18 protein-coding genes are annotated in these 21141 nt (G+C 73.5%); 9 read left to right on the top strand and 9 right to left on the bottom strand.

Features of this window, described 5'->3' with window-relative positions; all coding sequences use genetic code 11:
- Positions 1-73 precede the first annotated feature (73 nt).
- Both IEY78_RS15325 and IEY78_RS15320 read right to left on the bottom strand, forming a co-directional pair.
- Positions 74-1297 (bottom strand): RNA polymerase sigma factor, encoded by a 1224-nt coding sequence (locus tag IEY78_RS15325; RefSeq protein ID WP_229699963.1) that lies wholly within the window; start codon positions 1295-1297, stop codon positions 74-76.
- A gap of 17 nt (positions 1298-1314) precedes the next feature.
- On the bottom strand, positions 1315-1668 hold the full coding sequence (locus IEY78_RS15320; protein ID WP_189098540.1) for a YciI family protein: 354 nt from the start codon (positions 1666-1668) through the stop codon (positions 1315-1317).
- A 321-nt stretch (positions 1669-1989) separates the two neighbouring features.
- On the opposite strand from IEY78_RS15320, the gene IEY78_RS15315 reads away from it, so the two are divergent.
- Both IEY78_RS15315 and IEY78_RS15310 read left to right on the top strand, forming a co-directional pair.
- Positions 1990-3204, top strand: coding sequence for an AI-2E family transporter (locus IEY78_RS15315; protein WP_189098538.1), 1215 nt, complete (start codon positions 1990-1992; stop codon positions 3202-3204).
- Positions 3205-3351: 147 nt separating this feature from the next.
- The gene (locus IEY78_RS15310) at positions 3352-3939 is read left to right on the top strand and encodes a GNAT family N-acetyltransferase (RefSeq protein WP_189098536.1); all 588 of its coding nucleotides are present in this window, start codon (positions 3352-3354) and stop codon (positions 3937-3939) included.
- A gap of 12 nt (positions 3940-3951) precedes the next feature.
- On the opposite strand, the gene IEY78_RS15305 is transcribed toward IEY78_RS15310, so the two are convergent.
- From IEY78_RS15305 to IEY78_RS15295, 3 genes are all read right to left on the bottom strand, one after another.
- The gene (locus tag IEY78_RS15305) at positions 3952-5205 is read right to left on the bottom strand and encodes a glycosyltransferase (protein WP_189098534.1); all 1254 of its coding nucleotides are present in this window, start codon (positions 5203-5205) and stop codon (positions 3952-3954) included.
- A gap of 120 nt (positions 5206-5325) precedes the next feature.
- On the bottom strand, positions 5326-6384 hold the full coding sequence (locus tag IEY78_RS15300; RefSeq protein WP_189098532.1) for a class I SAM-dependent methyltransferase: 1059 nt from the start codon (positions 6382-6384) through the stop codon (positions 5326-5328).
- Between the two features lie 139 nt (positions 6385-6523).
- Positions 6524-7723 carry an acyltransferase family protein gene (locus IEY78_RS15295; protein WP_229699962.1) on the bottom strand — a complete coding sequence of 400 codons (1200 nt, stop codon included), beginning with the start codon at positions 7721-7723 and terminating at the stop codon, positions 6524-6526.
- Positions 7724-8289: 566 nt separating this feature from the next.
- On the opposite strand from IEY78_RS15295, the gene IEY78_RS15290 reads away from it, so the two are divergent.
- The 4 genes from IEY78_RS15290 (at position 8290) to IEY78_RS15275 (ending at position 12445) form a co-directional block, all read left to right on the top strand.
- Positions 8290-8982 (top strand): hypothetical protein, encoded by a 693-nt coding sequence (locus IEY78_RS15290; protein WP_229699961.1) that lies wholly within the window; start codon positions 8290-8292, stop codon positions 8980-8982.
- Between the two features lie 133 nt (positions 8983-9115).
- Entirely contained in the window at positions 9116-9862 is a 747-nt protein-coding gene (locus IEY78_RS15285) for an IPT/TIG domain-containing protein (protein WP_189098530.1), read from the top strand.
- A 170-nt stretch (positions 9863-10032) separates the two neighbouring features.
- A complete protein-coding gene (locus tag IEY78_RS15280) occupies positions 10033-12102 on the top strand; it encodes a beta strand repeat-containing protein (RefSeq protein WP_189098528.1) in 2070 nt (689 codons plus the stop codon).
- Between the two features lie 67 nt (positions 12103-12169).
- Entirely contained in the window at positions 12170-12445 is a 276-nt protein-coding gene (locus IEY78_RS15275; RefSeq protein WP_189098526.1) for a hypothetical protein, read from the top strand.
- Between the two features lie 30 nt (positions 12446-12475).
- Here the strand turns inward: IEY78_RS15275 and IEY78_RS15270 are convergent, their stop codons facing one another.
- Together IEY78_RS15270 and IEY78_RS15265 are read right to left on the bottom strand one after the other, a co-directional pair.
- Positions 12476-14011 carry a GMC family oxidoreductase gene (locus tag IEY78_RS15270; RefSeq protein ID WP_229699984.1) on the bottom strand — a complete coding sequence of 512 codons (1536 nt, stop codon included), beginning with the start codon at positions 14009-14011 and terminating at the stop codon, positions 12476-12478.
- A gap of 212 nt (positions 14012-14223) precedes the next feature.
- Complete coding sequence (locus tag IEY78_RS15265) at positions 14224-14985, bottom strand: GNAT family N-acetyltransferase (protein ID WP_189098522.1); 762 nt, start codon at positions 14983-14985, stop codon at positions 14224-14226.
- Between the two features lie 442 nt (positions 14986-15427).
- Here IEY78_RS15265 and IEY78_RS15260 point away from each other — a divergent pair, with 442 nt between their 5' ends.
- From IEY78_RS15260 to IEY78_RS15250, 3 genes are read left to right on the top strand one after another with little or no spacing between them, the layout of a single operon-like run.
- Complete coding sequence (locus IEY78_RS15260; RefSeq protein ID WP_229699960.1) at positions 15428-16054, top strand: ABC transporter ATP-binding protein; 627 nt, start codon at positions 15428-15430, stop codon at positions 16052-16054.
- Entirely contained in the window at positions 16051-16914 is an 864-nt protein-coding gene (locus IEY78_RS15255; RefSeq protein WP_189098520.1) for a metal ABC transporter permease, read from the top strand. The genes IEY78_RS15260 and IEY78_RS15255 overlap by 4 nt, the downstream gene beginning before the upstream one ends.
- On the top strand, positions 16872-17678 hold the full coding sequence (locus tag IEY78_RS15250) for a metal ABC transporter substrate-binding protein (RefSeq protein WP_189098518.1): 807 nt from the start codon (positions 16872-16874) through the stop codon (positions 17676-17678). Before IEY78_RS15255 ends, IEY78_RS15250 begins: the two co-directional genes overlap by 43 nt.
- Positions 17679-17796: 118 nt before the next feature.
- Here IEY78_RS15250 and IEY78_RS15245 read toward each other — a convergent pair whose 3' ends face one another.
- Together IEY78_RS15245 and IEY78_RS15240 are read right to left on the bottom strand one after the other, a co-directional pair.
- On the bottom strand, positions 17797-19470 hold the full coding sequence (locus IEY78_RS15245) for a class I adenylate-forming enzyme family protein (RefSeq protein WP_189098516.1): 1674 nt from the start codon (positions 19468-19470) through the stop codon (positions 17797-17799).
- On the bottom strand, positions 19467-21141 hold a 1675-nt coding region (locus IEY78_RS15240; protein WP_189098514.1), incomplete at its 5' end, for a CoA transferase. The genes IEY78_RS15240 and IEY78_RS15245, both read right to left, overlap by 4 nt.

The raw sequence follows: 21141 nt of genomic DNA, 5'->3' as shown, positions 1-21141 counted from the left end.
ACGGCCGAGGGCCACGCCCGTCCACAGTGGCCATCGCCCGCCCGTCCGGCAAGAGCGCCCCACGCGGCGCGGGTCACTCCCCGCGAGCCGGTGGGAGGCTCTCCAGGCGCTGCCGCAGGAACCGGCGCTCGGCCGCGTTCTCGGCGCGGTCGAGGGCCCGCTCGTAGGCCTCGGCCGCCTCGGCGGTGCGGCCCAGGCGCCGCAGCAGATCGGCGCGGACCGCGTGGAAGAGGTGATAGCGGTCGAGGCCGAGGCCGTCGACGCAGGCGAGCGCCGCCGCCGGCCCCTCGACCTCCGCGACCGCGACCGCGCGGTGCAGGGCGACGACCGGGCCGGGGGACAGCGCCAGCAGCTGGTCATAGAGCCGGAGGATCTGCCACCAGTCGGTGGCCGCCGCGGTCGGCGCGTCACTGTGCACGGCGTTGATCGCCGCCTGGAGCTGATAGGGACCGGGCCGGTCGCGCCGCAGGCACTGCCGGACCAGGTCCTGGCCCTCGTCGATGATGGCCCGGTCCCAGCAGGCGCGGTCCTGGTCGGCCAGCAGCACCAGCTCCCCTCCCGGACCGGTACGGGACGCCTGCCGCGACTCGGTCAGCAGCATCAGCGCGAGCAGGCCCAGCACCTCGGGCTCGTCGGGCATCAGCCCGGCCAGCAGCCGCCCGAGGCGGATCGCCTCCCGGCAGAGGTCCGCGCGCACCAGCGACTCACCCGAGCTGGCCGCGTACCCCTCGTTGAAGATGAGGTAGACCACGGCCAGGACGGCCCGCAGCCGGTCCGGCAGATCGGCCTCGGTCGGCATCCGGTAGGGGATCCGGGCATCGCGGATCTTGCCCTTGGCCCGGACCAGCCGCTGCGCCATGGTGGGCTCGGCCACCAGGAACGCCCGGGCGATCTCCGCCGTGGTCAGCCCGCCCAGGAGCCGCAGCGTCAGGGCGACCCGCGCGGCGGGAGCGAGCGAGGGATGGCAGCAGGTGAAGATCAGGCGGAGCCGGTCGTCACGCACGGGTCCCTCCTCGGCCGGCTCCCCGGCGGCGTGCAGCACGGCGGCCTGCGCCTGCCGGTCCTCCCGGGAGCGCTCTCGGCGCAGCCGGTCGATGGCCCGGTTGCGGGCCGTGGTGATGATCCAGCCGGCCGGGCTCGGCGGCGGTCCGGCGGACGGCCACCGTTCGAGCGCCGTGGCGAAGGCGTCCTGGACCGCCTCCTCGGCGAGGTCGATGTCGCCGAAGACACCGACCAGGACGGCGACCGCGCGGCCGTACTCCGCGCGGAACACCCGTCCCACGTCCGCCGCAGTCACCGCCGGCCCGCCGGATGTCACCCGCAGGACCCGTACTGCAACGGCCTGACCTCGATCGGGAGGGTGGTGGCGCGGGCGAGCTTGCGCCCCCATTCGAGCGCGGCGTCGAGGTCGGGCGCCTCGATGACGGTGAACCCGCCGATGTGCTCCTTGCCCTCGACGAACGGGCCGTCCGTCATCAGCACCTCCTCGTCCTTCTGCCGCACCACCGTCGCCGTGCTCGGCGGGTGCAGCCCCCCGGCGAAGACCCACGCGCCGGCCGCCCGCAGCTCGTCGTTCACGGCCGCCACGTCCCGCATGATCGGCTCCAGGAACTCCGGGGACGGCGGCGGCCCGTCGGGCTGGTAGATGCTGAGCAGGTACTGCGTCATGGTGTGCCTCCTTGGCCGATGTCTCCGCCGGCGCCCCGCCGGCCTCTCACCCTCTATACGAACGGCTCCGCCCCGGATCGACAGGAGGACGCGACCGGCCGGGAGAAATTTCCGCCGCCCCCGCCCTGCCTCGCGCACCCGCTCCGCCCGGCGGCCGCCTCCTGCCGCCTGCCTTCGGGGGAATGCGTGCCCGCACACGTTCCAAGACCGCCGCGAGGTGATACCCGTCTGGTGTACGCGCGGAGTGCGGACGCCTGCCTCCCGCGGGCAGTCGTCCCCCGTCCGGTCCCCGGCGGCGGGGTGGGAGGTGGTGGCGACCAGGTGCAACACCGATCCGGCAGCGAGCCTGCACGCTCCTCCTCGATCCGCCGCATCAGGGCGGGGCGGCGCGGGACCGGCGCACCCCGTACGGCCCGCGCCGCGTGGGCAGCGGGCGGCCGACGACCGTCCGCCGGTGCCCCGGGCGGCGGCTCGCGGGAGGCGCCGGAGATCTCCCCGACCCTGCGGCTGGCGGCCGCCTACGGCTGGCGCCTGATCGTCGTCGGAGTCGTCGTCTACCTGATCTTCGCCGCGCTGGGCCGGTTCCATCTGGTGACCCTGGCGGTGTTCCTGGCCCTGGTGGTCACTGCGCTGCTGGAGCCGCTGGTCAGCGTGCTGGACCGCTGGATGCCGCGCTCGCTGGCCGTCGTGGTCGGCCTGCTGCTGGCCGTCCTGCTGCTCTTCGCCGTCCTGAGTCTGATCGGGGCGAACGTCGCCGGTGAGTGGGACGGGCTGCGCCGCGAGTTCGACGGCGGGGTGAACCGCATCGGGCGGTGGCTGGAAGGCCCGCCCTTCCATCTGCGGCCGGGGACGCTCGCGGAGGTGCAGGCGCAGGTCTCGCGGTTCGTGGCGAGCCACCGGACCACCCTGATCAACACGGCGCTCACCGGGGTGGGCCGGCTGGTGGCGGTGCTGACGGTCGGGGTGCTGGCGGTGTTCTGCTCGGTCTTCTTCCTGTACTCGGGCGACCGGATGTGGACGTGGTTCGGCGGACAGCTGCCGCTGCGCAGCCGTCGGCCGGTGCGGCTGGCGGGGCGCGCCGCATGGGTCACCTTCACCGGCTACACCCGCGGGATCGTGGTGGTGGCCGCGACCAACGCGGTGCTGGTGGGCGTGGCCCTGTTCGTGCTGCGGGTCCCCCTGGCCGTGCCGCTGGCCGTCCTGGAGTTCTTCGCCGCCTTCATCCCGCTGGTGGGCTCGCCCGTCGCGCTGGCCGTGGCCGCCGTGGTGGCGCTGGCCACGCGGGGCCCGCTGGTGGCGATCGTCGTGGTGCTGCTGATCGTGGTCATCGGGCAGCTCGAAGGCCATGTGCTGCACCCGCTGGTGATGAGCCGGGCCGTGCGGCTGCATCCGATGGTGGTCGCGCTCTCCGTCATCTGCGGCAGCGTCGCGGCGGGGGTGGCCGGCGCGGTGGTCGCCGTCCCGCTGGTCTCCGTGGTCTGGTCGGTCTACGGCGTGCTGCGGGTGCACCCGCCCGCCCTGCCCGAGAGCGACTGACCGGGCGCCTCCGGCGGAGGCCGCGGAACCCACCCGTCCGGGCCTGTGGGACGATTCCGGCCGGTGCGCACGGCGGAGAGCGGGAACGATCCGTGCCGCAGGGAACGCAGGGACAACGGCCTACGGGCGGGACGCGGGAGACTTCAGGTGTTTGCGATATCGCTGGGTGACGACGGTGCCGAGCTGCGGCCGCTGGAGCCCCGGCACGCCGAGGCCTACCTCGCGCACATCGACCGCAGCCGTGCCTACATCGGCCGGTACATCGCGCTGCCCGACTTCGCCACCGACCTCCCGTCCGCCACGGCGTTCCTCCAGTCCTACGCGGACAAGGCGGCGACCGACAGCGGCCGCCTGTACGGCATCTGGCAGGGCCCGGAGCTCGTCGGGGGCGTGCTGTTCCGCACCTTCGACGCCGCGTCGGGCACCTGCGAGGCCGGCTGCTGGCTGGAGGAGGCGGCCGCCGGACGCGGACTGGTCACCCGCGCGATGCGGCTGCTGATCGACTGGGCGGTGGACGAGCGCGGCATCCACCGCGTGGAGTGGATCGCCGCCTCCGCCAACACCGCGAGCATCAACGTCGCCAAGCGGCTCGGCATGGTCCGCGACGGCGTGCTGCGCGAGAGCTACCTCTACCGGGGCGTGCGGCACGACATGGAGGTCTGGTCGGTCCTCGCCCCGCAGTGGCGCGAGCTGCGGGACTCCGGCCGGTTCGAGCCGCCCGCGGCGCAGCGGTAGCCGGGCCGCGCCTCAGGCTTTCCCGCTGCCCCGCTCGGCCAGCCGCTCCACCGCGGTCAGGACCCGGCCGGCGCCGTCCTCGGCGTCGAGCAGCGCCGCGAGCTGCCGTGCGCGATGGCCGTAGCGGGGCTCCTCCACGGCCTTGCGGAGGGCCGCGGCGAGCCGTTCGGCGGACAGCTGCCGGAACGGGATCCGCCCCGGGCTGACCCCGAGCGCGGTCAGCCGCGACGCCCAGAACGACTGGTCCAGCATCAGCGGCACCGGGACCGCCGGCACCCCGGCGCGCATGCCGGCCGCCGTGGTGCCCGCGCCCGCGTGGTGGACGACGGCCGCCATCCGCGGGAACAGCCGCGCGTGCGGGACCTCGCCCACGGTCAGGACGTCATCGCCGTCGACCGACAGCCCCGCCCACGCCGTCTGGACCACTCCGCGCATCCCGGCGAGCCGCAGGGCCCGGCCCACCAGGCGTCCGAAGCGCTCCGGGTCACCGAGGGCCATGCTGCCGAAGCCCACATAGACCGGCGGCGGACCGGCGTCGAGGAAGTCCGCCAGCCGGGAGTCCGGGGCCCAGCCCGGGGCCTCCCACGGCCACCAGTAGCCCGCCACCTCCATGCCGGGCCGCCAGTCCACGGGCCGGGGGACCACCACCGGGCTGAAACCGTGGTGCACCGGCCAGGTCGCCTTCCGCCGGGCGAGCGCGCCGGGCGTCACACTCAGCTGCCGCTGGAGGTGCTTGATGCCGGGCGCGAACGCCCGGTCCAGCAGGGACAGCGCGCAGCGTCCCGCGGCCCGGTTGCCGAACGGTCCCAGCGACGGCAGGTCGAAGATGACCGGCGGGAACTCCCGGGTGGGGGCGAGGGGTTGCAGGAAGACCCCGGCGCTGGGCAGGCGCAGTCCCTCCGCCGCGACCACACCCAAGGGGGCCAGGCTGCTGGAGAACAGCACGACGTCGGCGCCGGAGGTGCAGGCCTCGACCAGCGCGTCGGCCATCTTGGGTGCCAACTCCCGGGCCAGCTTGATCTGTTCGGTCTTGGAGGGCATCGTCCCGTGACTGCTGCCGCCCTGCCCGTCGGGTCCGGCGCCCACGGTGGCGTACCGGTCGAGCGGCAGTGGATGGAACCCCAGACCGCTGCGGCGGACATGGACGGCCGAGCGGGTGTGCGTGGCCATCACCACCGTGTGGCCGGCTTCCTGGAGTCTGCTCCCGAGGCCGGTGTAGGGAGCCACGTCCCCGTGCGAGCCTGCGGTGGCGATCAGGATGTGCATGGTCAAAAGTGTCCCGTCTCGCGGGAGGCGGGGAGGGTGAGTGCGCACCGCGTCACCCGGGCGGACTAATGTGCGTATCCCTCGCACTCCGCACCTTCCCCGCACTCCGGGCATGTGCGGTCAGTCCCGCCGGGCGATCACCCGGTAGGCGTTGGACAGTCGAGTGCGCCGGGTCAGCGGCGCCAGCAGCAGATCCACCCCGAGCAGGACGAGCAGTGCGGGCGTGGCCGCCAGCAGGGCCAGCGCGCGGATGCCCCGGCCGAGCGGGCCGGGCTTCCTCGGCAGCCACGGCAGATCCTCGCCCGGCAGCACGGAGTTGAGCACATTGACCGCCGCGGAGGTGAGGTCGGTGGGGATGTGCGGCTCCTTCCGGTCGACGGCCACGACGGTGAAGCCCTGCTCGGCCAGTTCGCCGCGGAGGTTGTCCAGCGGCACGAGGTGCAGGTGCTGGGGCTGGAGCCACGGACCCCACCAGCGGCCCAGCAGCCGGGCGGCGGCGGACTGCGGGTCGGGCACCTCGACCAGGAGGTGACCGCCGGTGCGCAGCACCGTCCGGGCGGCGGCCAGTTCGTGCCGTGGCGCCAGGGTGTGCTCCAGGTAGTGGTACATGCTCACCACGTCGTACTGGCCGGCGAGCTGACCGGCCAGGCCCGGGAACGAGCCCCGGAAGGCGCGCGCGATACGGCCGTTGCGGGCGGCGATCTCGACGCCCTCGCCCCAGTCCAGGCCGTGGAACTCGGTGCCCGGGTGCAGGCGCTGGGCCTCGGCGCAGAAGTGGCCGTGGCCGGTGCCGACGTCCAGCCAGCGTCCGGGACGGCCGTAGGGGAGCATCGCGCGGGCGCGGGTCCGGTAGAGCTTGACGGCCAGGGGGGAGGACGCCATCCGCGCCATCGTGGCCTCCCCGAGGCCGTCGTAGCAGTCGCGGTAGTAGAAGTCCAGGCCCTCCGCGCTCAGTCGGGGGTTCTGGAAGACGTGGCCGCAGCTGTGGCAGGTGTCGAGGACGAAGCTGCCCGGCTTGCGCTGGGGGTGATTGGTGGTGCGCAGGCGCTCGCGCAGAAGATGGGAGGCGCACCAGGGGCACGTACGGCGCGGTGGCTCGAAGAACCGTGCCAGCCCGTGCGCCAGCTCGTCCTGGTAGTGCGGCCGGTGGGCGGCGACTTGCTCGCTTCGCGTCTTCATCGGGAGCCTCTTTCAGCTGTCGTCCTGCGGGGGAAGCGTGCTGCGGGTGGGAGGCGCGGGCGACACGCGAGGGCGGCGGTTCGTGGACGGTCCCCCGCCGTTCGGACCGGGCCGGGCCGGACGACGGGACCGACCTCCGCTACGGGGCCACCGCCGGCCGGTGACGGTCACGGCGGTGGGCGCGGGACGTGGAGAGGTGCCGCATGCAGGGGCGTTCCACGCCCGCGTAGACCAGCCAGGAGAGCAGGAAGATCACCGGAAGGGCGGCCAGGATCGCCGCGAGCGCGCTCCAGCCCAGATGCGTCAGACCCACGAACATCAGACCCAGCACCACGAGATGCACCAGATACATCGCGTAGGAGATCTCACCGAGGAACACCAGGGGAGCGGTGCGCAGCAGCGACGGTCCGCCGCGCAGATCCAACTCGGCGGTGGCATGGACCAGTACGGCCAGCGGCGCCACGGTCGAGGCCGCGTACATGAACTCGTGCGGCAGGAACGAGCTGTTCACGATGATGGCGCTGATGACGCCCAGCGCGGCCGGCAGCACCCCGATGCGCGGTAGTCGGATTCCCTCGGCCGAGATCCGGGCTGCGATCATCCCGAGCACGAACTCCGGCAGCCGCGTGATCGGGAGCATGTAGAGGAACCAGTAGCCGGTGAAGAACCGCCCCTCGGGGTTGAGCACCAGGGCGCAGAACACCGGCCAGATCCAGACGAGGGCGATGGCCGACACGGCGCCGATCAGCAGCCCCCGCCGCGACAGCCGCCTGATCCACGGCAGCAGGACCGGGAAGAGCAGGTAGAAGAACCCCTCGGCGGCCAGCGACCAGGAAACGGGATTGCCCGCGGAGAGGAAGCGCTGGCTGGGCACCCAGGTGTTCACCAGGAACAGACTGGCGAGGTGGGCCACCATCCCCGAACCGGCGCCGGAGGCCGCCGTCCCGGCGAACGCCAGGGCGCCCACGACGACACACCAGGTCAGTACGTGATTGGGCAGGATCTTGGCGGCCCGCCGGCGCCAGAACGACCGCGCGGTGTCGGTCGGGCGGGCCGAGTGGGTCAGGACGTACCCGCTGAGGATGAAGAACAGCGAGACCGCACTCGCGCCCACCCAGACCTCGGGCCCCAGCGTCCTGGCGAGGCGGGGGCTGGACAGCAGGGCGCAGTGCGTGAAGACGACCCCGGCCGCGGCGGTGAAGCGCAGGCCGGTCAGCGAGGGCAGCCGCCCGCCGGATCTCCTGCCGTCCCCCGCCGGCCTCCCCGTTTCCGTACGGGCGGCCGGGACGCGCCCCGCCCTGGTGGCGGACCGCGGTGACAGCCTGGAGAGATGGCGCATGGGAGGCCTCCTGCGAGAGCACGCCCGAGCCCACGACCACCGCGTACAGGGAGCGAGGCGCAGGGGGCGGGGCCCGTCGGGGATCGGACGGCATGACTGATCCTGGCCCGAGCAAAGGAATGGGCGGCCCGTCGCGCGGCTGGCACGATTGACCCATTGCCGGACACCCGGGCAATAGGGGGCCGGGCCGATTTCACCCGTACGGCCCAGCTCCGGGCCGATGGCCGGTGGTGCCGCGCACGGGATGTCACGAGGGTGCCGGGAGCGCCGCTGTGTGCGGGAAGGCGGCCGATGTGCGCTCTGCCGATCGGGTGACGTGGCGTCAGGACTCTTGCTGGCATATGACCCCCGATGGATTACTGGCCTCATCCAATCCGGTGGGCCGCCCGTTCCTCTCCGGGGAGCGGCAACTGGCCTGCCCTCAATGACTACTTGAGTGCGGGCAACGGTGCGGCCCTGGCACCGTCACATGCACGCTCCGCGTGGAGGAGGTGCATTCCTCGACCCGTGCGGTGCGCGGCATCAGGGTGCCCGGCGGTTCACGCCATCTCATTCCGGGGGCGTACATGCCAACTGTCCGTACTCTGCGATCCCTCCTCGGCGCCTGTGTCCTTGCCGTGGGACTGGCCCTGGCGCCGGCCCCGGCCCACGCACAGACCTCGACCTCCGTGCTGTGCGGCGAGTCCGCACTGGTGAACGCAATCACGACGGCGAACGCCAAGGGCGGGGACACCTTGGCACTGTTCCCGTTCTGCACCTACCGGATCACCAGCGCCCACTATTGGGGTGCCAGGGGGCCGGTGGGGCTGCCGGCCATCACCACCCCCATCAAAATGCTCGGCATCGGCAACATCATCGAGCGTGACCCGGGCGCTCCGCAGTTCCGTGTCCTTCAGGTCGAAGGATCCGCCAACGTGCCGGGCACGAAAGGGCAGTTGACCGCGCAGGGGATCACCGTCCGCGGCGGAAGCGCCGTGTCCCCCTATCCGGGAGGCGGCATCTCCAACCTGGGCGGCACCGTCTCCCTGAGCCTCAGCGACATCAGCGGCAACACCGCCGTCGCCGGCGGCGGCCTCTACAACGACAACGGCGTCATGGTCCTGTCCAACACCCACGTGCACAACAACTCGGTCCCGACCACCGGCGGCGGGATCTACCTCAACTCCGGCAGCGTGCTGTTGACGGACTACCTCACCTACGTGCGGGACAACACCCCGGACAACTGCGCTCCGCCCGGAAGCGTCGGCGGCTGCGTCTGAGGGCCGGCCGGGCCATCGGCCCGTGCTCCACCAGGCGATCCACACCCCAGCCCGCCGCACCCGCGGCTTTGCCGCCGCGGTTCGTCACTCCCTTCACACACCGCTCCACACACGCCATCAAGGAGGAAACGCCATGCCCATCAGCCCCAATCAGGGGTCGACCGCGGGTGGGACCACGGTCACCATCACCGGCACCAACCTCGCCAACGCGTCATCCGTGCACTTCGGCTCCAAGACAGCCACCATCACGGCCAACACCCCCACCTCGGTCACCGTCACCTCGCCATCCGGCACCGGCACGGTACCGGTGACGGTCACCACGCCCGCCGGCACCAGCAACCCGCTGTCGTTCTTCTACATCGGCGCGCCGTTCAAGTCGAGCCTCAGCCCCATCACGGGCGTCACGGCGGGCGGCAACACCGTCACCATCAACGGCACCGGGCTGAGCACCGCCACCACCGTGCACTTCGGCGCCGCCACCGCGACGCCGACCGTGATCAATGACGGGCAGCTGACCGTCGCCGTTCCCGCGGGCACGGGCCCCGGGCCGGTGAGCGTCAGCGTCACCACCGCCGGCGGCACCAACAACGGTTTCAGCTACACCTACGTGGACGCTCCCACCGTCACCTCGCTCAACCCCAACTCCGGTCCGGCGAGCGGCGGAACGGTGGTGACCGTCACCGGCACCAACCTCAGCACCACCCAGTCGGTCACCTTCGGCGGCGTGCCCGCGGCGTTCTCGGTGATCAGTGACACCAGTCTCTCGGTCGTCTCCCCGCCCACCCCGGACGGTCAGCCCGGCCCCGCCGACGTCGTCGTCACCACCACCGGGGGTTCCGCGAACATCGGCTTCACCTACCTCGCCGGACCCGGTATCTGATCCCCGGTCCGGTCCGCCGACCGCCTGGATCTCTTCACCAGGCGTGCGGACAGCTGCCCGGACAGGTGCCTCGCGCCTGTCCGGGCCCAGCTCATCTCCCTTGACGCGCCCGCTGCGGCACTGCCCCTCCGGTGCCCGGCCCGGGCGCCCGCCCTCGAAGGACCATGGCTGTGAAACCCTCAGAGAATCTGCCGTCCGACTCCGCCCCGCAGTCGCTGGCCGCCGCCCCGCCCGCGGTGCTCTCGGTGTCACCCACCTCGGGTGCCACCGGGGGCGGTACCGTCGTGACGGTGAACGGCACCGGCTTCACCGGCGCCACCGCCGTGCGCTTCGGCGCCACCCAGGGCACCGCGGTCACCGTCGTCTCCGACACCCAGATCACCGTCACCTCCCCGCCGGGCACCGGCACCGTCCAGGTCACCGTCACGACCCCGGCCGGTACCAGCAACCAGTTCGTCACCTTCGGCTACACCGCCACCCCTGCGCCCGTGCTCAGCGCACTGAGCCCGAATACGGGTCCGGCGGCGGGCGGAACGGTGGTGACCCTGTCGGGAACGGGCTTCACGGGTGCGACGGCGGTGCGGTTCGGTTCGGTCTCGGCCTCGTTCACGGTGGTGTCGTCGACGCAGATCGCCGCGACGGCACCGGCGGGTTCCGGCACCGCCCAGGTAACGGTGACGACCCCTGGGGGCACCAGCAACGGCCTGCCGTACACCTACAGCGCGGTGTCCGCTCCCGTGCTGTCCTCGGTGAGCCCGAACACCGGTCCCGCGGCGGGTGGGACGGTGGTGACCCTGTCCGGAACGGGCCTCGCGGGTGCGACGGCGGTGCGGTTCGGCTCGGTGTCGGCCTCGTTCACGGTGGTGTCGTCGACCCAGATCACCGCGGTCGCGCCTGCCGGGACGGGCACGGTGCAGGTGACGGTGACGACGCCTGGCGGTACGAGTAACGGGGTGGCGTTCACCTACGTCTCGGTGTCCGCTCCGGTGTTGTCGTCGGTGAGTCCGTCGTCGGGTTCGTCGGCGGGTGGGACGGCGGTCACGCTGACGGGTTCGGGGCTGACCAATGCGAGTGCGGTGCGTTTTGGTTCGACGCCGGCGACATCGTTCACCGTGGTCTCCGATACCGTCATCACCGCGGTTGCGCCTGCTGGGACCGGCACGGTGCAGGTGACGGTGACGACGCCTGGCGGTACGAGTAACGGGGTGGCGTTCACCTATACGTCGGTGGCTGTGCCGGTGTTGTCGTCGGTGAGTCCGTCGTCGGGCTCGTCGGCGGGTGGGACAGCGGTCACTTTGACGGGTTCCGGGCTGACCAATGCGAGTGCGGTGCGGTTCGGTTCGACGCCGGCGACATCCTTCACCGTGGTCTCCGACACCGTCATCACCGCGGTCGCGCCTGCCGGGTCCGGCACGGTGCAGGTGACGGTGACGACTCCGGGCGGCACCAGCAACGGTCTCTCCTACACCTACGTGGTGGCGCCGACTCTGACCGCCGTCAGCCCCAACCAGGGGCCCACCTCGGGCGGGAACACCGTCACGCTCACCGGCACCAATCTCACCGGAACCACCGCGGTCGCCTTCGGTACCACCCCGGCGGTGTCCTTCACCGTGGTATCGCCGACTCAGATCACGGCCGTGGCTCCGGCGTCGGTGGCGGGGGTGGTGAGCATCACCGTGACCGGGCCGGGAGGGAGCAGCACCCTTCCGAACTCCTACTTCTTCGTCAACGCCCCCGTTCTCACCGCTGTGACACCGCTCTCGGGGCCGCTGGCGGGCGGCAACACCGTCACCCTCGTCGGCAGCTCCCTGGTCGAGGCCACGGCGGTCCGCTTCGGGAGTACCGCTGCCACGTCCTTCACGGTGGTCTCGGATTCCCAGATCACCGCCGTGGTCCCCGCGGGGCTCGCCGGGCCCGTTCAGGTGACCGTGACCACCGTCGGCGGCACCAGCAACCCGGTGACCTACACCTACCTCACGCCTCCCGTCATCACCTCGCTGTCACCGACACAGGGGTCCACCTCCGGCGGCAGCACCGTCACCCTCACCGGCAGCAACTTCTCCCAGGCCACCAAGGTGTTCTTCGGCAGCCAGCCGGTCGGCTTCACTCTCGTCTCCGACACCCACCTGGTGGCCGATGTCCCGGCGGGCGCCCCCGGACCGGTGAACGTCACCGTGGTCGGCCCCGGCGGCACCAGTGCCCCGCAGACCTACACCCGGCTGTCCTCGCCCGGTATCTGAGGTACGGGTGGGCGGGTCCGGCCGTCCCTGATTGCCAGCGGCCTGTCGGACAGGGCACCCTTGCGTCATGTCGCACGTGAGACTCGAAGCCTGGATCGGCGGAGAGTGGCTGGAAGTGGATGCCGTGAGTGTCTCCGTCATGGATTCCGCGCTGACCCTCTCCTTCGAACGCCAGAAGTCCGAGTCCGGATACCGCAGCCTGATCTGGGAGCCCCTGGAGAGATTTCTCCGGGAATACCGCGAGGAGCCGGTGGTCGTCGTGCCGCTGGGGCGCAGCCTGCCCGTGATGTTCGGCCCCGGTGCCGCGGGGCCCTTCCGGCTGTCCGAGATCTCGGACAGCTGACCGGCGGTCTTCCCGGAGGGGGCTGACCCGTCAGCTCGTCTGTGCGGCGCGGCGGATGAGGTCGGCGGCCTTCTCCGCGATCATGATCGTCGCGGGGTTCGTGTTGACCGAGACGATCGTGGGCATCACCGACGCGTCCGCCACCCGCAGGCCCGTCAGCCCGTGCACGGTGAGATCCGGAGCGACCACCGCCTCCGCGCCGGTGCCCATCGCGCAGCTGCCCACGGGGTGGAAGTACGTGCCGGTGGCCCGCGCCAGGTACGCACGCAACTCGCCCTCCTCGGTGACGCCGTCGCCGGGGAGGACCTCACGCGTGCGCCACTCCCGGAACGGAGGTGCCGCCGCGATCTCCCGCGCCACCTCGATGCCGTGCAGCATGCGCCGCACGTCCGACTCCGTACCGAGGTAGTTCGGGTCGATCAGCGGCGGGGTGTCCGGATCGGCGCCGGCCAGCCGCACCGAGCCCCGGCTCTGCGGCACGGTCGCCAGACCGAGGGTGAAGCTGTTCGCCGGGGCCCGCATCGTCGGCGGGTGGTAGGGGATGTGAATGAACATCAGCTGCATGTCGGGCCCGGACAGCGCGGTATCGCTGCGCCACAGCAGTGAGGACTCCGAGAGGTTGGTGCGTCCCGCGGGAATCGGGCGGCTCGCCTCGTGGACGAGCGGGCACAGCGGGTGGTCGTGCAGATTGCGTCCCACGCCGGGCAGGTCGTGGTGGACCTCGACACCGGTGCGGCGCAGTTCGTCGGCGGGGCCGATGCCGGACAGCAGGAGCAGCCGCGGGGTGTCGACGCTGCCGGCGCTGACGATCACCTCGGCACGGGCGTGCGCGGTGACCGTCTCGGTTCCCCGGCGGAACTCCACTCCCGTGCACCGGTCGCCGTCGAGCAGCAGCCGGCGTGCGCGGGAGCCGGTCGAGACGGTCAGGTTCGGCCGCTGGGCGCGGACCGGGTGCAGATAGGCGTCCGCGGTGCTCTGCCGCCTGCCGTCGGCGATGCTCAGATCGTGCCGGCCCGCGCCTTCCTGGTGGCGGCCGTTGAAGTCGTCGGTGGCCGGGTGGCCGGCCGCGACGGCGGCGTCGACGAAGACCTGGGAGAGCGGGTTCGCCACCTCCGGCTGCGCCGGGGCGGGGCGCATCGGGCCGCTGCCGCCACGGAACCCGGGGTCTCCGCCGGCGACCGTCTCCATCCGCCGGAAGTACGGCAGGAGCGCGTCGAAGTCCCATCCCGTGCACCCGGCGGCGGCCCAGCGGTCGAAGTCGTTGCGGTGCCCGCGCAGGAACACCATCGCGTTGGTCGCACTGCACCCGCCCAGCGTGCGGCCCCGCGGGTAGGCGTGGGCTACTCCGCCGGTGCCGTGCTGGGGCACGGTGGTGTAGGCGTGGTCGACCTCGCTGCCGAGCAGCGCGGGCCACGCGGGCGGTGTGGCGAGGTCCGCCCGGGTCTTCGCGGGCCCGGTCTCCAGCAGCAGGACCGTGCGGTCCGCATCCTCGGACAGCCGCGCGGCCAGCACGCAGCCCGCCGACCCCGCACCGACCACGATGTAGTCGAACTCCTCCGGTATCACCACTGTGCCCTCCCCTTCGTCACCTGCGGGGCCGGTCGCGGAGGCCTGCGCCAGTGGGCGGTGACCGTGGTGCGACGGTGCCCTCGTCCACGGCATCGTAGCGTCGCCCGCGCCGTTGATGATCTAGGGAAAACCGTCAACTCCCGCCGTGCGCACCGAAGATGGCGCAGGCGGGAGTCGGGAGGCGGTGGCCCGAGGCCGGGCCCGGACGGTCAGGGCGCGGCGAGCCGCGCGGACACGCAGGGGTCCTCGTTGCGGTAGCCGAGGCGGGTGTAGAGCCGCTCGGCGGGCGCGTTGTCGGCGAGCTGCCACAGCGTGCAGTACCCGTACCGGCGGACCGCGTAGCGGGTCAGCCAGGAGGTCAGGGCGGCGCCCAGGCCCTGGCCGCGCTGTGAGGCGTCGGTCGCGACGGACGCCATCAGCGGTGCACCGCTGTCCGGCAGACTGCTCATGGCACCGCAGGCCACCAGCCGCCCGTCGGGGTCGCGGATGCCCGCCCACACGCTGACGTCGGAGGAACCCGGGCCGGTGGAGTGGGCCGGGCTGTGGACGTTGAGGAAGGCCAGCAGCTCGTCGTGGTGGGACTCGTCGAGGACGATCACCCGCTCCTCGGCCCGCTGGACCGGCGGCTCCTCCAGCGTCCAGCGGAAGATCCACTCGACGACATCGGTCACCGGCAGCAGCCGGCCGGCCAAGGCCTCGGTGCCGCGCGGGCCGGTGAACTCCCGCACCTGGTCGGGACGGCCCAGCGCGGCGCGCAGGACGAGCCCGGCGGCGGCGTCCGGTTCGCCGACGCTCCACATGTGTCCGCGGCCACCGTCGAGCCAGGCCACGGCGCCGTGGCCGGTCCAGCTGATCCGGTCGGCCGGGTGCTGCCGCGCGGCGCCGAAACGCAGCAGGGCAGCACCGGTCCGGAGTTCCAGGCCCTGGGTGAACAGGTCCGCGGTCGGGGGAACAAGAGTCGTTGCCTGCATCGCTCTCTGGGGAAGGCCGTAGGGGAGGGGCTCGGCCCGGACGCGCGCAGGACGCGGCCGGAACCGTCTGTTCTGAAGTGTGGGGATCCCGGCAGCGGCTGCGCACGCGCGCGCCCGGCCGACCGGGACGGCCCACTGTTGCACACTGCCCCCGGCCCGGAGCAAATCCCGGCGGAACCCCTGGGTGAACATGGTGTGGCCATCCCGGGCAGAGGTGCCTCGCCGGGCCTGATGTGGGGCGAATCACCTGGTCGGGCGGGGTGCGGAGCACCGGGACGGGCTGCCGGGCGGGGCGCCGTGACGGCCGTCGCGGCGGCGCCCGGGTCCCGAGGGCGGGAACCCGGCAGCCCCGCGGTCCGACTAGTGGGCTGTGGAATGGAGCGAGAAGAGGCGGACGGGGCCGGGGCCCGCTGTGGCGCGGCACGGAAGCGAGCAGAGTGGGTTGGAGGTACGGCTGCGCGGCGTGGTGTGCCGGCACGGCCGCCTGGAAGCGGTGCAGGGCGTCGATCTCGATGTGGCGGCCGGTGAAAGAGTCGCGCTGACCGGCACCAACGGCTCCGGGAAGACCACCTTGTTGCGCGCCGTGCTCGGTCTGCACCGCCGGGTCGACGGGCAGATCCTGGTCGGCGGGCGGGGCAGCCGCACCGCCGCCGAGTGGGCATGGCGCCGGCGGGCCTGCGCCTGGATTCCGCAGCGCCCGGCGGCCGGGCGGTTCCCGCTCCTCGCCGGTGAGCTGCTGGCGAGCAGCGGGGCCCCGGCCGAGGCCGCGGAGGCGGCCGGGCGGCTGGGCGTCGGGATGATGGCGGACCGGCCGCTGAGCAGCCTGTCCGGCGGCCAGTTGCAGCGGATGCACCTGGCGCGCGCGGTGGGCTGCGTCGCCGCCGGGGCCGGGGTGCTGCTCGCCGACGAGCCGACCGCGGCGCTGGACTTCGCGGGGCAGGAGGAGGCCGCCGAGGTCCTCACCACGCTGCCGGTGACGCTGCTGGTCGTCACCCACGACCGGGCGATGGCCGCGCGCTGCGACCGCACCTGGGAGATGGCCGCCGGACGTCTGCGGGAGGTGTCATGAGCGCCCTCGCGCAGATCGCCGAGCTGTGGCAACTGGTCCCGGTGCAGCGGGCCGGCGGCGGACTGCTGCTCGCGGCCTTCGGCCTGCCGATCGTCGGAGTGGTGATCGTCGGCCTCGACATCATGCCGGTGCGCTTCGCCATGATGCACGTCGCGCTGCTGGGCATCGCCGTGGGACAACTGCTGGGACTCGACCCGATGCTGTGCGCACTGGTCGCGTGCGCGCTGGCCGGCGCGGGAGTGGCACCGCTGGCGCGGACCGCGGAGGGGCTGTCGGGGGCGATGGGGCTGCTGATGAGCCTGGCCATCGCCGTCGCGCTGCTGCTGCTCGCGCTCTCCGGGGTCAACGCCAACGGTGCCTTCGCGCTGCTGTGGGGCTCGATCCTGGCCGTGCGCCCGGCCGATCTCGCCGTGCTGGGGGTGCTGGCGGTGGCCGTCCCCGCGCTCTTCGTCTGGCGCCGCCGCGACCTGGCCCTGCTGCTGCACGACCGGGAGCTGGCGCAGTGCTCCGGGGTCGCGGTGCAGCGGCTGACCGTGCTGCTGCTGGTCCTGGTGGCGGTCGCAGTGGCCGGCGCCATCCGGCTGACCGGCGCGCTGCTGGTGGACGCCCTGACCCTGCTCCCGGCGCTCGCCGCTCGCCGCCTCGGCCGCTCACTGGTGTCGATCACGGTGTGGGCGGTCGGCATCGGCGTCGTCGTCAACGTCCTCGGATTTCTGCTGTCACTGGCCTGGGACCTGCCGCCCGGCCCGGTACTCGTCCTCGCCGCGGGGGCCGTCGCCCTCGTCGCCCACCTCCTCCCCGAACGGAGAACCCGCTCATGGCGCCTGCCCGCCACGTCGTCCGCCCCCTCACCGCACTGAGTGCGGGGGTGCTCCTGCTGACCGGCCTGACCGGCTGCACAACCGGTTCCGGCAAGGACGGGCCGTCCGCGAAGGGGGCGTCCGGGCCCGTCGTCGTCGCCACCTCCAGCTGGGAGGCGGCACTCGCGAAGGCGGCCGGGGCCAGGAACGTCCGGTCCCTCGTCCCGCCGTCGGTCCGGCACGCGCCCGACTACGACCTCAAGCCGTCCGACCTGGCGGCGGTCGCCGACGCCGACTACGTCCTGTACGCCTCCTTCGAACCGTTCGCGGGACGCATCAAGGAGGCCGCCGGCTCCAAGGCGAAGCTGATCGAACTCAACCTGGACAACGCGCCCGACACGACGAAGGGCCAGGTCACCAAGCTGGGACGGAAGTTCGGCACCGAGAAGGCAGCCGCCTCGTGGAACGCCACGTTCACCGCACGGTGGAACTCCCTGAGCCGCCAGGTCAAGGCGAGTCGGCCGGCCGGCAAGCCGCCCGTCGTGGCGGCGCAGAAGTTCACCACCTGGGCGGCCGATCTCGCCGGCGCGCGGGTGGTCGGCACGTACGGTCCGGAGGCGGTCACCCCAGACCAGCTGTCCTCCCTGACGGCCAAGAAGCCCGCGTACGTGCTGGAGAACGAGAACATGTCGACCGGCACCGTCCTGCCCGGCTCGGGAGCCGAGCAGCTGAACATCGCCAACTACCCGGGCAAGGACCTCGACCTGCTGGGCGTGTACCGCAAGGCCGCCGCACAGATGGAGAAGGCGTTCTCGCGCGGATGAGCGGATGAGCGGATGAGCGGATGAGGGGTGAAGGGGGGCAGGACCGTCCGGTGCGGTCCTGCCCCCTTCACCCACTCCTGCTTCAAGCGCCCTCGCCTGACCCGTCCTCGTGCGGGTGTCAGCCCGCCCGGGTCCGGTCGGCGGGGAACGCCTCGGCGGCCCGGGCCCGTAGTGCCGCACGGTCGGGCTTGCCTGCCGGGGTGAGCGGCAGAACGCCGGTGAGCAGCAGCAGATGCTCCGGGTGCTTACGGCGCTCCAGCCCGAGCCCGTCCAGGTGCGCGCACAGGCCCGCCAGCGCCGGCGTCCGGCCGGGGCGGGGAACGACGCAGGCCGCGAGGCGTTCCCCCATCAGCGGGTCCGGGACGCCGACGCACAGCACGTCCCGTACGTCCGGATGGGAGGAGAGCGCGCCCTCGACCTCGGCGGGGCTGACGTTCGCGCCGCCGCGGATCACGATGTCCTTGAGGCGGCCGACCACCCGCAGGCTGCCGTCGTCGGTGAAGCGCCCGAGATCCCCGGTGCGGACCCAGCCGTCGGCCGTGCGGTAGCGCATGTTCAGCTCCGGCGCGCCGACGTAGCACAACGGGGTCATCGGGCCGCGGGCCAGGATCTCTCCCGCGTCGCCCGCGGCGCCGCCCTGGAGGGGAGCGATCCGGATCTCGCAGACACCGGGGTCGGGCCGGCCCACCACGATCCCCGGACCGGTCTCCGGCCCGGCGGGACCGGCCAGCCCGCCGTGGCAGTGGACGCCGTCGGCGGAACCGTAGAGGTTGACGACGGCGCAGCCGAAGGCCCGCCGGGCCTCCTCGCGGGTGGCCGCGTCGAGGGCGGAGCCGCCGAGCACCAACGCGGTGGGGGCGGCGGGCCGTTCGTGCTCCGCCGCCGGACGGTCGAGCATCATCCGCACCATGGTGGGCACGGCCATCACATGGGTGGGCCGGTGGGCGCGGATCGCCTCCAGGGCCGCGTCCGGGGTGAACCGGTCGAGCAGGACCAGGCAGCCGCCGTGCCGGGCGAGGGTCACCGCCGTGCCGCTGCTGCCGAAGGCCGAGGCCAGCGGCACCAGGAACAGGCAGCGCGGGGGAGTGCCCGACCGCAGCAGCGACGCCAGCGAGTTGCCGCGGCCGCCGGCGAGCGCGTTGTGGGAGTACGCCACCATCTTGGGCTCGGCCTCGGAACCGGAGGACACCAGGATGCGGGCGGCCGCGTCCGGGTCGGGCCGCGCGGGCCGGAAGTCGTCCGCCTCGGTCTCCAGCAGCTCCGCCAGCGACAGACAGCCCTCGGGGGCCGGGCCGGGACCGGCCGCGATCACCGTGTGCAGCGCGGGAAGTTCGCCGCCGGATCCGGCTCGTTGGCCGACTGCGGCCGGCTGCCGTGCGTGCGTGATGCCGCGGTGCGCGGTGGCGGCGATCACGGCCCGCGCGCCGGAGCGGCCGAGCAGCGACGCCGCCTCCCGCCCGCCGCGCCCGACGGGGAACGGCAGGACGACGGCGCCCAGCGCGGCAAGGGCCAGATCGGCCGCCACCGCCTCCCTGCTGTTGGGGAGTTGGACGCCCACCGTGTCACCCGGGCCGATGCCGGTGCGGGCGAGCCCCGCGGCCAGGGCTCGTGCCAGGCGGTCCAGGTCCGCGTAACTGATCCCGCCCCGGTCGTCGATCACGGCGAGGTCATCGGGGCGGGCGATCCGCCGGGCCCGGAACAGGCTGTACAGATCCAGGTCGGGGCAGTGTCCTTCGGCGGCCCAGATGCGGCGCAGCGGAGCCGGGACGAGGTCGTGGAACCGGGGTGTCACAGGAACCTCCAGGGCGAAGGGACGGCCAGGGAGCCATGGGCGTCGCGGGTCAGGGCCGCGGCCACCCGCGGGTCGGACGGCAGCGCGGCCAGATCGGTGGTGACGCTGGTGGCCGTCAGGCCCCGGGCCCGCAGGGCGGCCACCGCCTGCTCCGCGGGGACGTCCCGCAGCCCGCGGAAGGCGGCGGCAGCGGCACGGGCGGCGTCGTCGGACGGGGCGAGCCAGCCGTCGGCGGTCGGCAGCGGACGGCGGAAGCCGGCCGGGCGGCGCAGCGTTCCACCGGCCGCGGCACGGTCCAGGGCCGGGGCGGTGAGCAGCTCCGCGGCGCCCAGCAGCGAGGACTCCACCCGCACCCCGCACCCGGTGCGTTCGCGCAGCAGCAGACCGGACAGCACCGCCCCCGCGCCGAGCAGTCCGCCGAGCACATCGAGCAGCGTCATCAGCGAGGGCGCGGGCGGCTCGCCGTCGGTGCGGGCCACCTCCCCGACGCCGGTCCGGGCCTGCACCATGAAGTCGGTGCCCATCGGGGCACCGGGCGGCGGACGGTCCGCCCAGCCGCTGGTGTACGCGTACACCAGGCCCGGGTTGACCGAGGCGAGGCGCTCGGCGTCCAGCCCGAACCGCTCCGCCTTGCCCGGCGCCCAGTTGTGCAGGAACACCGACGCACCGGTGGTCAGCTCCCGCAACTCCTCCTGCCCGGCACGGGACTTGATGTCGATCTCGACGGCCCGCTTGCCCCGGTTGAGGGCGAGCCAGCGGGCCGAGACGTCCGTACAGCAGGGCGGCATGCCGCGCAGCGGATCCCCGCCCGGCGGTTCGATGCGCAGCACGTCGGCGCCGAGCAGCCCGAGCAGATGGGCGGCGAGCGGTGCCTGGACCCGGCGGCCCGCCTCCAGCACGGTCAGACCGGCGAGGGGGAGCGCTGCCGGGGGAGGCGTGCCGCCAGTCGGCGCGCCGCCCGGCTCGTCGCGCGGTGTGACGGTCCACGGCCCGCCGGCCCGCGATGCCGGGTGGGCCGGCGGATGCAGGGCGCACACCTCGGCCCCCGCCTCGTCGGCGGCCTGCCGCACCCGCGCCCAGGAGACGGCCCGCGCGGTCTCCCGCAGCGCTGTGGGCAGCGGTGCGCGGGCGGTGGCGTAGCGGAACTGGAACGGGCGCCAGCCGCTGCGTATCGCGTCCTCGGGTGCGCCCAGCGCCCGCCAGAACCGTGCCCACGGGCCGGGCTCCAGCGCCTCCAGTTCGAACGCCGTGCCGCAGGACGCGGTGAACGGCGGGCCGCCGGAGGCGGACGGCACGGCCTCCGCCTCTGGCGCGTTCGCCGCGGCGAGGTACTGGGACAGCGTCAGCAGCGCGGCCCGGTCGGCCCCGGTGCGCAGCTCGACGGCGCCGCTGACGCCACGGACCCGGCCCAGCAGCCCGGCCAGCAGGCCCTGCACCGAGAGCACCGACGCACAGGTGGCGGCGTAGTCCACGGCGAGCCCCCGCGGAGCCCCGTCGCGTCTGCCGTGCACGTGCATCATCCCGGTGGCGGCCTGCACGGTGGCCTCGTCGGCGGCGTCCGCCGCCGGCAGCACATCGGCCCAGGCGGTGTGCGCGGTGACCCGGCCCAGCCGGCCGGTGGCCGCGAGGCGCGCGGGGCCGGACGGCGGGCCGGTGGCCCCGGCCGGGCAG

Origin of the sequence: Streptomyces kronopolitis, from assembly GCF_014646275.1 — a bacterium.
Classification (GTDB): domain Bacteria; phylum Actinomycetota; class Actinomycetes; order Streptomycetales; family Streptomycetaceae; genus Streptomyces; species Streptomyces kronopolitis.
The sequence above is the reverse complement of the archived record's forward strand: the minus strand, read 5'-3'. Positions and strand labels throughout refer to the sequence as shown.

Coding starts and splice junctions, on each gene's coding strand:
- IEY78_RS15320 (WP_189098540.1), bottom strand. CDS start 1,668: ATGACGCAGTACCTGCTCAGCATCTACCAGCCCGACGGGCCGCCGCCG.
- IEY78_RS15305 (WP_189098534.1), bottom strand. CDS start 5,205: ATGCACATCCTGATCGCCACCGCAGGCTCGCACGGGGACGTGGCTCCC.
- IEY78_RS15300 (WP_189098532.1), bottom strand. CDS start 6,384: ATGAAGACGCGAAGCGAGCAAGTCGCCGCCCACCGGCCGCACTACCAG.
- IEY78_RS15295 (WP_229699962.1), bottom strand. CDS start 7,723: ATGCGCCATCTCTCCAGGCTGTCACCGCGGTCCGCCACCAGGGCGGGG.
- IEY78_RS15290 (WP_229699961.1), top strand. CDS start 8,290: ATGCCAACTGTCCGTACTCTGCGATCCCTCCTCGGCGCCTGTGTCCTT.
- IEY78_RS15285 (WP_189098530.1), top strand. CDS start 9,116: ATGCCCATCAGCCCCAATCAGGGGTCGACCGCGGGTGGGACCACGGTC.
- IEY78_RS15275 (WP_189098526.1), top strand. CDS start 12,170: ATGTCGCACGTGAGACTCGAAGCCTGGATCGGCGGAGAGTGGCTGGAA.
- IEY78_RS15265 (WP_189098522.1), bottom strand. CDS start 14,985: ATGCAGGCAACGACTCTTGTTCCCCCGACCGCGGACCTGTTCACCCAG.
- IEY78_RS15255 (WP_189098520.1), top strand. CDS start 16,051: ATGAGCGCCCTCGCGCAGATCGCCGAGCTGTGGCAACTGGTCCCGGTG.
- IEY78_RS15250 (WP_189098518.1), top strand. CDS start 16,872: ATGGCGCCTGCCCGCCACGTCGTCCGCCCCCTCACCGCACTGAGTGCG.